General features: G+C 37.3%; 15 protein-coding genes. All 15 read right to left on the bottom strand.

Features of this window, described 5'->3' with window-relative positions:
• The coding region (locus RZN25_05790; protein ID MEQ6376337.1) for a transposase at positions 1–213 on the bottom strand (213 nt) is incomplete at its 3' end.
• 173 nt (positions 214–386) lie between these two features.
• Positions 387–713 carry a hypothetical protein gene (locus RZN25_05795; protein ID MEQ6376338.1) on the bottom strand — a complete coding sequence of 109 codons (327 nt, stop codon included), beginning with the start codon at positions 711–713 and terminating at the stop codon, positions 387–389.
• A gap of 114 nt (positions 714–827) precedes the next feature.
• Positions 828–1148, bottom strand: coding sequence for a type II toxin-antitoxin system RelE/ParE family toxin (locus RZN25_05800; GenBank protein ID MEQ6376339.1), 321 nt, complete (start codon positions 1146–1148; stop codon positions 828–830).
• Entirely contained in the window at positions 1135–1401 is a 267-nt protein-coding gene (locus tag RZN25_05805) for a type II toxin-antitoxin system Phd/YefM family antitoxin (GenBank protein MEQ6376340.1), read from the bottom strand. The genes RZN25_05800 and RZN25_05805 overlap by 14 nt, the downstream gene beginning before the upstream one ends.
• Positions 1402–1482: 81 nt before the next feature.
• On the bottom strand, positions 1483–1698 hold the full coding sequence (locus RZN25_05810; protein ID MEQ6376341.1) for an HNH endonuclease: 216 nt from the start codon (positions 1696–1698) through the stop codon (positions 1483–1485).
• Positions 1699–1941: 243 nt separating this feature from the next.
• Positions 1942–2199 (bottom strand): hypothetical protein, encoded by a 258-nt coding sequence (locus tag RZN25_05815; GenBank protein MEQ6376342.1) that lies wholly within the window; start codon positions 2197–2199, stop codon positions 1942–1944.
• Between the two features lie 876 nt (positions 2200–3075).
• Positions 3076–3654 (bottom strand): transposase, encoded by a 579-nt coding sequence (locus RZN25_05820; GenBank protein MEQ6376343.1) that lies wholly within the window; start codon positions 3652–3654, stop codon positions 3076–3078.
• Positions 3654–5189 (bottom strand): YifB family Mg chelatase-like AAA ATPase, encoded by a 1536-nt coding sequence (locus RZN25_05825; GenBank protein MEQ6376344.1) that lies wholly within the window; start codon positions 5187–5189, stop codon positions 3654–3656. Before RZN25_05825 ends, RZN25_05820 begins: the two co-directional genes overlap by 1 nt.
• 294 nt (positions 5190–5483) lie before the next feature.
• Complete coding sequence (locus RZN25_05830; GenBank protein MEQ6376345.1) at positions 5484–6236, bottom strand: SEC-C metal-binding domain-containing protein; 753 nt, start codon at positions 6234–6236, stop codon at positions 5484–5486.
• A gap of 60 nt (positions 6237–6296) precedes the next feature.
• A complete protein-coding gene (locus tag RZN25_05835; protein ID MEQ6376346.1) occupies positions 6297–7571 on the bottom strand; it encodes a bacteriophage abortive infection AbiH family protein in 1275 nt (424 codons plus the stop codon).
• Between the two features lie 360 nt (positions 7572–7931).
• Positions 7932–8663: an HI0074 family nucleotidyltransferase substrate-binding subunit gene (locus tag RZN25_05840; protein ID MEQ6376347.1), complete on the bottom strand. Its 732-nt coding sequence runs from the start codon at positions 8661–8663 to the stop codon at positions 7932–7934.
• Positions 8664–8864: 201 nt separating this feature from the next.
• Positions 8865–9221 carry a hypothetical protein gene (locus tag RZN25_05845; protein MEQ6376348.1) on the bottom strand — a complete coding sequence of 119 codons (357 nt, stop codon included), beginning with the start codon at positions 9219–9221 and terminating at the stop codon, positions 8865–8867.
• Positions 9211–9519, bottom strand: coding sequence for a hypothetical protein (locus RZN25_05850; GenBank protein ID MEQ6376349.1), 309 nt, complete (start codon positions 9517–9519; stop codon positions 9211–9213). Before RZN25_05850 ends, RZN25_05845 begins: the two co-directional genes overlap by 11 nt.
• Positions 9520–9828: 309 nt before the next feature.
• The gene (locus RZN25_05855; GenBank protein MEQ6376350.1) at positions 9829–10464 is read right to left on the bottom strand and encodes an ATP-binding protein; all 636 of its coding nucleotides are present in this window, start codon (positions 10462–10464) and stop codon (positions 9829–9831) included.
• Positions 10465–10486: 22 nt separating this feature from the next.
• Positions 10487–10729, bottom strand: coding sequence for a magnesium chelatase domain-containing protein (locus RZN25_05860; GenBank protein ID MEQ6376351.1), 243 nt, complete (start codon positions 10727–10729; stop codon positions 10487–10489).
• Positions 10730–11855: the final 1126 nt, after the last annotated feature.

Below are 11855 nucleotides of genomic sequence, written 5' to 3' on the forward strand. Positions count from 1 at the left end.
GGGAAGATTAAGGGTTTCCATTTGAAGGTGAATGTGGTTTGTCATGAGACAATAAGTGGGAAGAATAAACAGGAAGAGTAACTTTGTTTCCTCTAGTAACCTTAGATACTCCAAACGATCCTCGTCATCATAGAATAACGTAGTTCTTCGAATACCCCGGCTTGTAATATGATACTTCGCATTAGAATACCAAATGCGCTTTTTCCTTGCCAAGCATGATACCTCCCTCAAATATTTAACTTAATACTAAACATAATTCTACAAAAAATAAAGATCACTATCCCAACGAATAACAGCCCCATCTCTTGTCCACCCAGAAAAAACAAAAACCGCCATTTGTCTTTTTGTGGTGCCTGACACCTTTACTGTATATACTGTATAGGACGTCACTGTGTTTCAGTGGTGTAATATTCAATTTTCCCATTCAGTTCAGCGATTTCTTTGTTGGTTAAGAGTACACATTGATTTAATTCAAACGCCTTACATAAAGTTTTCTTATTGTACTTAGAATAATCCGCCAATACATAACATTTCTTAGAGTTTTCGTTTACTATAGTTTTCTTACTTGCTTCTTTAAAATCAGGGGTATTAATACCCATTTTTAACTCAAAGCCACTAGCACCAACAAAAGCTCTGTCAAAAAATAGATTTTTCAATGTTGAATCTGTTAGTGGTCCACTGATTGAACCCTGTCTTTTTGTAGTGCCTGACACCTTTACTGAAGAGTACTATTATTTATATATAATCCTTTACTTACAGTTTAGGATCAGCAAAGGCTTCAACTACTGGGCCAGATAACCAGTGGTTTTTTTTGTTTGTTTAAAACCTTAAATAAGGTCTTGGTATTTTTGCCCACCATAGAGAACACGCATGACAACAACTTGCTTTTCTTCTTCTCTGACTAGATAAAGTGCAATGTAATTTTCTACGATGAGCTTACGGTAACCTTTATCTTTTAATATTTCATCCGTTACAAAACTACAGGAAAACGGGAAGTCCTTTAATCTCATGATACTCATTTCAATCTTTTCCATAAGGTTGTCAGCTGCACCTTCATTGTAAAGATCAGTGGAGATGTAGCTGTAAATCTCATCTAAATCTTCAAATGCTTTTGGTGTAATCTTAATTGCGTATTTATTTTCTTCCATGTTTTTTCTTTAGATCCTTAAAGACCTCTTCTCCATCTAAAAGTTCTTTCCCGTTTTTAATTTGCGCTTCTGCTTCAGCTAACTTTTGATATAACTCCAACTTCGCTAAAGACTTTTCATAGGTTTCCATACTCATGACAACCAAATCTCCATAACCATTCTTTGTGATAAAAAGTGGTTCCTTACTTTGGTGACACAGTTCAGAGATTTCCGTTGTATTTCTTAAATCCTTTATCGGACGAATTTCAGGCATAATACCATCTCCTTATTTCATTATTATGCCCCAATTATAGCATGATTATGTATCATTAACAATCGAGTTACTTATCTATATTCAATTTTTGAGTGCATTACCAAATCCACCATCTTCAAGAGCCATCTTCTTACTGTGGCACATTTTACAAAGATCCTGCCAGTTGCGCTTGTCCCAGAAGAGTTTCATGTCACCACCATGTGGAATGGTATGATCGACTTCTGTTGCTGGTGTTAGTCTACCTTCTCTTCGGCAATGAACACACAGAGGATTTTCTTTTAAGTATGCTCTGCTCACCTTGCGCCACTGATAGGTGTATATTTTAGAGTTGGACTTGTTCTGTTCTTTTGTTATTTGCTTTTTATGTTTGTCGCAATACCTGTCAACACCAAGCTCATGACAAGTCGGGATGACGACAGATTGTTTTTAGTTTCCATGGCAAGTGCAAACAACTCAATCCATAATAAAAGCCCTTAGAGAGATATCCCTAAAGGCCACTTTAATATTGATATATTTTGATGATTAGACTTTATTGAATCATTAATGGGTTTTAAACTGTTCAAGCTCTTTAGTAGTCAATGACTCTGGACTTTTTCCATTCTCTTGACGCCATTTATCCAAATCACGAAAACGCAAATTTGGAGCCTTAACATTTGGCGTTGTATAGATTCCACTTGGAAATGCTTGATCCATATCGTCGGTGTATGTTGTGTTTCTTTTCACTTTTTCATCCCCTTTTCTATGTGCACGAATACCAGTTGGGACAGATTCAAAAACAAAACTTTTTAACTTCGACACCGCCTGAACACCTCCTGGCATATAATCATGGACTAGCTTTATTGAAGACCTAGTTGGAAAATAAAAATAGGGAGGAATCCCACCTCTTGCTTGTATAGCTCCAAGTTGTAAATAATACCTATCATTAAAGTTTCCCTTTGCAGATAATCCTATATACCCATCATAACCACGTTCAAAGCTTTGGTGTATTGCAAAACATAATAAATTCTTTCCTACGCCCGTATATTTCCGGTTCGGGTGGTCTAACCGATTAAATGGTTCAGCTTCCCAGAAAACATTAGAAAACTTGGCATCCGCCAAGCCTTTGTGGCGAATGCCTTAGTTGCACTTATGCAGATAGAAAAGTTTTATACATTCCTATCTGTTAAGAAAAGCGCAAGCGCCCTTGATCATCGACGTAAGGCGGTGGACCTCATCGAGCGAGATAAAGGAAACACGGTTCACGAAGTGAATCGATGTTGACTTATCGATGGAGAGGAGGGAACCGACTCTAGTCGATAGGGCGCTGGAGCTAGACAAATTTTATACTTTATCTTTCAAAAAAAACCATCTGTCTTTTTATGGTGCCTGACACCGTTACTCAATTCCGGGGCATCACTGTGACCATACACGTGAAAATGAATGTCGAGAGTGAAAACGAGTGAATAGAAAGGCTCTATTAACGCAGAATGGAATGTCGCAAGTGAAAACGAGTGAATAGAAAGGCTCTATTAACGCGAAAATGAATGCCAAGAGTGAAAACGAGTGAATAGAAAGGCTCTATTAACGCGAAAATGAATGCCGAGAGTGAAAACGAGTGAATAGAAGGGCTCTATTAACACAGAATGGAATGTCGCAAGTAGAAATAGGTAAATAGAACAACAAACCCAACCACCCCTACACTTCTATCCTGCCAACATTCGACAAATTCCGGGGCGTCACTGTGACCAAGTACTTTTCCCGTTTCTGCGTTGTTGTCCCTTCATAGTAATCTAGTAAACTATTTATATTCATATAACATGGGGCTGATGAATTCCCATTCTTATAATACATATAGCTGCTCCACGGATAAAGTTCTGGCGACTTAACCATTCTTGCCTCGACTGGATTAAGATGGATGTAACGGCTGACCTCTAACATGCCTAGTTTGTCCTCAATAATCTTATCATAAAACCGCTTCTCATAGACGTGGCCTGTTAAGCGGTATTTTGTATTATAGTAATTGGCGTAACGCTTATTGATCAACGCCATTAGCTTTGAAATCGGTATTTCTTTTGAACGTAATTGTAAATGGTAATGATTATTCATGAGGCAATAAGAAGCTAATTCGAAGGGGTACTTTTCATAGAGTTGCTGCAAGATATGGAGAAAGGCTTGAAAGTCACTGGTATTCCGAAACAAAGGGTCACGGCGGTTTCCCCTACAAACAATATGATAGAATCGATCTGCGATATATACTCTTTTCTTATAGGGCATCACGTTTCCCTCGCAATTGATTGTTGTTTATTCTGACCCCAGCGTCTTAAGTTCATTGCTTCCCAAATGGCTTGATCAGCTATGCGTTCTTCTCCTGATAAATCAGAAATGGTCCTTGCGAGTCTGATAATTTTAATCTGGACACGATTGCTCCAGTTTTGTTTAGAAGAAACTTGGGTGAGTCTCCTTTTCTGTTCCGCTGTCAAGGCACTCATTTCAACCAAGGTTTCAAATGGAACTTTCGCATTGGATACTTCTTGTTGATAGCGTTCAAACTGGCGTAGGCGTGCTGCTTCCACACGTTTACGAATATCTTTTGAGTTTTCTTGCACCTTAGAGGGCTGGTTTACATTTACCGACTGTAAGGATAAGAGGATATCAATTCTGTCATAAATAGGACCTGACAACCGATTTCGATAGGCTTGAATTTGCTTTTGGGAACAGGTGCAATAATGATGATGAGAACCGAGGTATCCGCACGGACAAGGGTTCATCGCGCCAACGAGGATGAATGAAGAAGGATATGTCACGGTAGAGTGAACTCTACTAATTGTCACCTCACCCGTTTCTAGCGGTTGGCGTAACATATCAAGTGTCTTCTTAGAGAATTCTGCAATCTCATCGAGAAAAAGTACGCCGCGATGAGCCATTGAAATTTCACCAGGTCGCGGGTTCGACCCACCACCAATAATGGCGACAGCAGAAGTAGAATGATGTGGATGCCTGAAGGGAACAAGTTGATATTGGGTGCGCTTTTCACCCGCTAACTGATAAAGACTAATCACCTCTAGCTGAGCTTGATTTGTTAAGGCAGGTAAAATAGATGGAAATGTCTCAGCCAACAAGCTTTTCCCACAGCCCGGTGGACCACTCAAGAGGAGATTATGTTCACCAGCAGCCGCAATTTCTAAGGCTCTTTTCGCTTGTTCATGGCCAATCACATGACAAAAGTCCTTTTGATGAGCGGTAGGGGTATCTGGCAATTGCTCCATTTGAGATGAGTGTGCGTGTAAGGACAAACTTTCTTGACCTTCCAGATGCTGAACCACCTCCTCGATATGGTGCACAACCACACATTCTATATCCTTTAGCATATGAAGCGGTAGAACAGGATCATACGGTAAATAGACTCGGTGAATCCCTAGCCCCTCAGCAGCAATAACAGCAGGCAATATACCTTCCCCACTCACAACCGTACCATCAAGTGATAAAGCACCAATAAACGCCGCCTCAGGTGGAATGTCACGCTTAATTTCATTCAATTCTTTTAATGCAGCAATCGCAATTGCCAAATCAAACAGGGATCCATTTTTCTTTTGATCAGACGGTGAAAGATTCACGACTACCTTCTTGTCGGTAACATCTAAATCAAAATGAGCAATCGAGGCTAAAACCCGCTCTCGTGATTCCTTAACCGAAGCATCAGGCAGCCCTACAATCACCATCGATTCCTTGTCTTGCGAAATCCTCACCTCAACCTGCACACGGTAGCCTTCCAAACCTTTTAACCCAACACTTGAAACCTTGACAGTCATACGCATGCCTCCAATTTTAAATGGTTTCAATATACAATTCGTACCAACAAAAGAAATAGAAACAGATTATGAAAAATAAAATAGGAAAGAAAAATAGGATGGGGTAACAATTGAGGTTTAAAATGAAAGTGATCCTTTTCTATCTACATCTGACTATTCTACAAAATAACCCAAAATCCTGCATAAAATATTATAAAAAAATAATAGAAAGAAGCACAACAACAAACCCAACCACCCCTACACCTCTATCCTACCAACATTCGATAAATTCCGGGGCGTCCCTGTGACCATACCTTAGTTTTCATCTTTCCCCAAACAACACTTCTTATATTTTTTACCGCTGCCACAGAGACATGGATCGTTCCTGCCGATTTTCTTCCTGGAATTCATATCTATAACATTAGAACCGCCAAACTCAAAGGGCTTATCAGGAAGTGGTCTTAAGTGCGGCTTCTCAAAATTTTCAAATATTTCATGAGGTGTATGCCCATTGTTTTCCCATATCCTAATATTATTAGAGAGTTCCATAACAAGCTTCATCACTTCATTGACCTGGTCCATATCATCGAAGCTAATACCTCGTTCGTTGAAAGCATCTAAAATGGTCTGCATATCCGCTCCAAACTGACATGTACCATGAATATCTTCACAGAGCCATTCGGCGGCCTTCTCATCATCGCCTTTAAAAAAGTTCTTCTTTATATATTTCAAAAGAGCCATGTATTGCTTTGATTTTTCAAAGTAACCTTCATCAACATATTTGAGGAGTTCATTCTTGTTTGGAACATAATGAGGCTTATCGGCTTTTCTCCTTAACATCGAGTCAAAGTCATTATTTTCTAAGATGGTCTCATGGACAAAGTAATCTTGATGAGGATAGATGAATGCCTTTTCCAATTCTTCCGTTGGACTGCTGAGAAGCTCCTCTACATCGGCTAGACTGCCCTGGACTTCATTTTGGCTGTTGTAGATTTCTAAAACTTTGTCCTTATGAACCATTCCGTAAAGGTTTGTTAATGCTATAATGTATTCCATTAATTGGCTCATTTCATCACTCCATTCGCTTCAATTTGGCTTGTAACCCTTCTTGAGAAAACTCAATTATGATTAAGCTCTAAAAAGTTTAACATTCTCAGCTAATATTTGCATGTCCGACAAAAATTTAGTTATTTTCTTTAATCCATCTGAGCTATACCAGCTAATGAACCACTTCAATTCGGAGCTGTTCTTATTATATTTAATAATTTCTTTAAAATATGGATAATCAACTTTCGATAATGAATGTCCAATCACAACAATATTTTTGATGCCTTCCAGCGATTTGAAGTAGGACTGATTCCTGAATATAACTTCACTGGTCTTCTTGGCTGAGTTTTCATAATAATCTTCAATAAGGCCAAGTGTATTATTAATTGCATCATATCTCATTTGACTCTTCCAATTTCCCTTTGTTTCATCTTTTAAGAAGTATCCTAAATAAACTGGATTATCATTATGATCATATCGACGATCTTTTTCAAACAGTTTTGGTTGAAATTCCTTCCGATTTTTGTTGGATTCATACCATTCTTCAAATACTTCTTCTATATCATGCCCATGTCCCAAAACAAGTTGTGCTTTCTTATCTCTTCTATCGCCGTGGATATATAAAACATTCTTTCTGGGCACTCCATAGATTGTTTCTAAAAACTCAGTATAATTAAAGTTGATAAATCGCGCCTCCACCTTTAATACATCTTCTAGAGGCTGAGTCAGGCTATGGGGTTCTAATGTGTTTATCCATTTTCTGAACCTCTTAGGAAGTTCCTGAGTTAGAATATATACTTGAGATGTAGCAATATCTTGAGCAGCAAAGTAATCTGCAGCCGAAAAATCATCATCGTTTTCGTCAAGCACATCAAAGTCATCTAACCAGTCATCAAGGGTTCCAAGCATCATTTCCCTATCTAAATATGCTAAGCCATCTTCAAAATTCCCCCATACATCATCTTGTCTGATATAGTTTTCCAATGTGAATCTCAATATATTATGTCTTCCGATAGTATCTCTGAAATTGTAATAGCTGGACTTGACACCATGCATTATATCGAATCCATTACCTATTATGAAAAGCGAGGTAGCAGAATCAGCCAAAGGTATTTCTGTCTTTTCTATCTGCTTAAGAGGTAAAGTTGATAGAAACTCTCCGAGTTCTTTTTGCTTTTCTAGTTTTTCGCTTTCTTTTTGATCCTGCTCATACCGAGCCTTCTTTTTATCACGGCACACCTTGCATCGTTTGGGCATATTGAGACCTTTGCTGTTATAAAAATCCCGTTCCCCTTCTGTAAAAAATTTCGTACCACACTCAATGCATTTCAACAAATAAATTGTATCCTCTGACACGATTACACCTCATTTCTAGCTAAAGAAATATAACCGCTAATCCACGTCATGGTAGCGGTTATGTTTCTTTGTTTTATTGGTGACAAGTGTGATTATTGCTACAATCACTGTTATTGTTGTTACAAAAATCCAGCAATAGTTATATAGCTTTTAATGAGTTACAATTACAATACAATATTTTACATTATTCAGGCAATTGTGAATTTATCAATTACAAATTTTGTTCAATTATCTCTGTTTTGTGGTGCCTGACACCTTTACTGGTGGTACATTCTTTTGGCTGTAATCATATTCTACCATTCACCTTATCTATCACCGTTCGACAAATTTCGGGGCGTCACTGTGACCATACCTTCGGACCTATATACTCTTTTTCATTTCTATTAATAGGTCATCAAAAAGCTTAATATATATGCCTTTTATGTTTCCATAAATTTCTAGAGCAGTTGCCTCATCGTAAGTATGTGATGTCCTATTACGATCTTCAAGCATTTTAAGCCAGTTATCGCCATCTTTTATCATTTTTTCTTTAAAAGCTTCTTTTATTGTTCTTCTTGGACTGGATACTTCAAGAAGACCGTTATATTCTAAATAAGCTTTCAAAATTTTCCAAGAAAGTTCATAGGTGAATTCAAAGCGTTGGATAGTAGCATCAATTACAATATCATCATTAGTTGCATCTCTTTCTAGTGCTTCATGAAGTTTTTTAATAGCTTTTTCTAAATCAGTTACCTTGTCCATAACTTTATTCATATTATCCACCACTTTTCCATTTGAATTTGCAAGAAAAATTGTCTTTCCTTCATTATCTATATAATTCTTTAATTTTAGATTGTTAATTTTGTTATAATCCACAACATCCAAAGTATGTATAATCTTTTTTTCTGAAAGATCATCTATAATTTTATGAATTTCTTCGTTATCGTTCCTAAAAATGATAGCTAAATCAATATCAGATGTAACTTTATAGTCTCCTCTAGCCCTTGAGCCAAACAGAATAACCTTTTCGATACTATTTGAATACTTTTTAAATGTGTTAATTATTGTATAAAATGTATTGCTTGTTAAACCATACATGTTTTCTTTATCCATGTTTTCAAAAAGCCTCCTTATTACAAAAAGACATCCAATTTAAAGGAATAGCGACTATCATCTTTATATAATATAACATGCAGGGTTAGGCCCTGTCGAAAGACAAATAGACAGAGGATATATCAGTTTTTTCTCGATTAAATTCCGGGGCGTCACTGTGACCATACTTCCATTTGAAAATAAAAGAAAAGCACATCTCTTTTAAAAGAAGTGTGCTGTAAAATTATAGTGGATCTGTGTATCATGTTCACCAAAAAATCTTTGCAATGTAAAACCTGTTAGAGCAGAATAACAGGCATCAATTAGCACTTTTTTCTCTGCTTCAAGGACATCATAGACTATAATGACATTGTTTATATATATCCAATAATAACTGTTGAATTTAAAGTTTGGATAGTCTATAACATCAACAGCTTTTTCCCTTGATTTTACTGACAATATGCTTTTAGAGTTTCGGAAAACCAATTTTGGATCAATTTTATACGGTTTCATCTCAGCAAGTTTCACTCTTGCTTTTTGTCCCCAAGTAACTTCATAGTGGATTTCTTTAACTGTCACTATTAATCTCATCCACTAATTTGTCAAATTCCATTTCATCGCCACTATAATATGAAAAATCACTATCTCTATTTTTTCTAGCGTCTCTTAACTGTTCTAAAATATCATCATTTGAAAAAATTACTTTTGTCATTCTCTTCTTTTGTTCCGCTGATAAATTGCTAAAACCATGTACCTCATTGGACTCTGAAAGTGAAAGTTCAAATGTTTTATTTTCTGTTTTAAACGTATAGGTGTTTTTATCAACCTGGAAAGCTTCGTACATTTTCCCATCATCATTTTTCACATATATCTTCATGAAGGACACCTCCTCCTTCTTTTTTTAATAGCTGATAATAACTTTCTTGTGCTACAAAAATCTATACCACCATTATAAATGATTATTCCCTTTAATACTAATGCTTATAATGAGGCTTTATGATTAAGCAGATATTAGCCTGATGTTATCAGTATATGACACTTCATTCAAACTTAACATACCCATCAAACCCTGCAGTTTTCACCTTTTTCAATAGTGCTTCTGCATTTGTCTTATTTGAAATTGCGCCAACTTGCACTCTATATAAAGTCTTCTCATCAGGAGGCTTTTTAGTTGGACTAGAATATTTCAAACAATCAAGGAACCTGTCTCGCTTCTCCGGGTTTCGGATTTGAACCTCCGCCAATCAAGGGAAACAGCCGATGCTGAATGATGAGGATGTCGAAATGGAGGGAGCCCTAAATGAGGTTTTTCCACCCCAGCTAATTGATAGATACTGACCACTTCAAACTGATGTTCATGAGAATGATAAAGTAAAATCGAAGGAAACGTCTCCGCAAGCAAGCTTTTTCCACAGCCCGGGGGACCTGTCATCATCACATTATGCCCTCCGGCAGCAGCAATCTCCAACGCTTTTTTCACTTGCTGATGTTCTAAGATATGCTTAAAATCTTTTTGATGCACAGAAGCTGTGGAAGGTGGTAAAGGTGAAGATAATGTGGTAGAAAAAGCAGATAACTGTCCAGAAAAAGATTCAATCACTTCCTGTAAAGTCTCGACAAACCGAAATACCAACCCCTCTATTTGTTGAAGTAGGAAATCGTCCAAGGGAGGAAGATATAAAATGGTAAAGCCTGCTGTTTTCGCTGCCAAAATGGCCGGTAACATGCCATCAACAGCCTTTATAGATCCATCTAAAGACAACACTCCTAAAAAAGCAGCCCCATCTGGAATGGAATCCCGAAATTCCCCCGCTTCTTTCATAATCCCAATCGCCATCGCCAAATCAAAAAATCGGACTATTTTTCTTCTGCTCCGCCGGCGATAGATTAATCACCACCTTTTTATCCGGAAGCTGACAATCATTCGCATACAAGGCCGCCATCACCCGATCCTTAGACTCCTTTACAGACGCATCGGGAAGTCCGACAATACTAACCCCTTCAACACCTGGAATCAACTGGACCTCTACCTGAACTTTGTATCCTTCCATCCCCTTTAATCCAACGCTAGGAACAATCTTTGCCATCCAAAACTCTTCCTTCAAAGAAATATCTGTTCTGTTTGATGGTATTATACCTGTTTTAAAATCATTGTGCATGCAAAGAAAAGAGGGAAATGGTTATGGACTTCGTTAATAAAATTTGAAAACACCTATGAAAAAGAGAATTTTTCATAAGTCCTTACGAGGAAAAATTTTATTTTAAGTAAATTTTAGGACTATACATTAAATCCACGTACACTCTTCCCAATTTCTTAAATGAAATTCAAGAAATTTCTATAATTCGAAAAAATACTGACAACCACCCCCAACATCACACTCCCATTGGATAAATTTTGGATGGTGGCAGGAACTTAAAACGAGGGCAAGCAGCTAACGCTGAGGTTAGAATAGTAGTGTTTCCCAGTAAGTGGATCACCTTTGTCTTAACTGGCTCATTTCAACGACAATATTCACTCGATAAAGACCAAAAATTATACGTAAAGCAAACATCCATTCAGCTCATCAAAAAGACATGCCTAGAACCGGGTGCAAAAAATAGGCGATGTTTTAGCAAAAAGTGTTCAATCTTATTGAGCAAAAATGAACGAATTTAAAGTTTAGAAGTTACACCCAAGATTGGAATAAAAGAAGGGTAGGGTATGTAAGAAGGATTTTAGAGGATTGGGAACAAAAAGGCATTACGACCATTGAAGCCGCTTTGGAAGAAGCAAGTGCATTTCAAAATACAAAAAAAGCTAACCAAAAACATTGAAAAAGAAAGGGAAGAATTAGCCTTGCTTTTGAGGAAAAAGCAAAACCAACCGTCAAACACATCCCCTCCCACTTCCCAATCCATATAACCTATCCACCACCCAATTCGTGAAACATTTTGTGAAACAATATTTTTCGGGTGGTGACAGGCACCTGACAAATTCCGGGGCGTCACTGTGACCATACCTTAATTTTTCCTCGATTTAGGGTATGATTTAGGGTATAATAAAGATAGGAAGAAGCATAAACTATACTATGATCCTTTACTTACAGTTTAGGATGAGCAAAGGCTTCGACCACTGGGCCAGATAACCAGTGGCCTTGATTATGAAATTCAACTTGACATGTGTATTGAATAGTACTATCTCGTCTTTGACACTTAATTTTAACAAAACCCCTC

Source organism: Bacillaceae bacterium S4-13-56 (assembly GCA_040191315.1).
GTDB lineage: Bacteria > Bacillota > Bacilli > Bacillales > JAWJLM01 > JAWJLM01.

Bases quoted from the DNA above. Each gene is read 5' to 3' on its own strand.
- RZN25_05840 (MEQ6376347.1), bottom strand. From the start codon at position 8,663: ATGGATAAAGAAAACATGTATGGTTTAACAAGCAATACATTTTATACA.
- RZN25_05850 (MEQ6376349.1), bottom strand. From the start codon at position 9,519: ATGAAGATATATGTGAAAAATGATGATGGGAAAATGTACGAAGCTTTC.
- RZN25_05855 (MEQ6376350.1), bottom strand. From the start codon at position 10,464: ATGAAAGAAGCGGGGGAATTTCGGGATTCCATTCCAGATGGGGCTGCT.
- RZN25_05830 (MEQ6376345.1), bottom strand. From the start codon at position 6,236: ATGAGCCAATTAATGGAATACATTATAGCATTAACAAACCTTTACGGA.
- RZN25_05825 (MEQ6376344.1), bottom strand. From the start codon at position 5,189: ATGACTGTCAAGGTTTCAAGTGTTGGGTTAAAAGGTTTGGAAGGCTAC.
- RZN25_05860 (MEQ6376351.1), bottom strand. From the start codon at position 10,729: ATGGCAAAGATTGTTCCTAGCGTTGGATTAAAGGGGATGGAAGGATAC.
- RZN25_05820 (MEQ6376343.1), bottom strand. From the start codon at position 3,654: ATGCCCTATAAGAAAAGAGTATATATCGCAGATCGATTCTATCATATT.
- RZN25_05800 (MEQ6376339.1), bottom strand. From the start codon at position 1,148: ATGGAAGAAAATAAATACGCAATTAAGATTACACCAAAAGCATTTGAA.
- RZN25_05805 (MEQ6376340.1), bottom strand. From the start codon at position 1,401: ATGCCTGAAATTCGTCCGATAAAGGATTTAAGAAATACAACGGAAATC.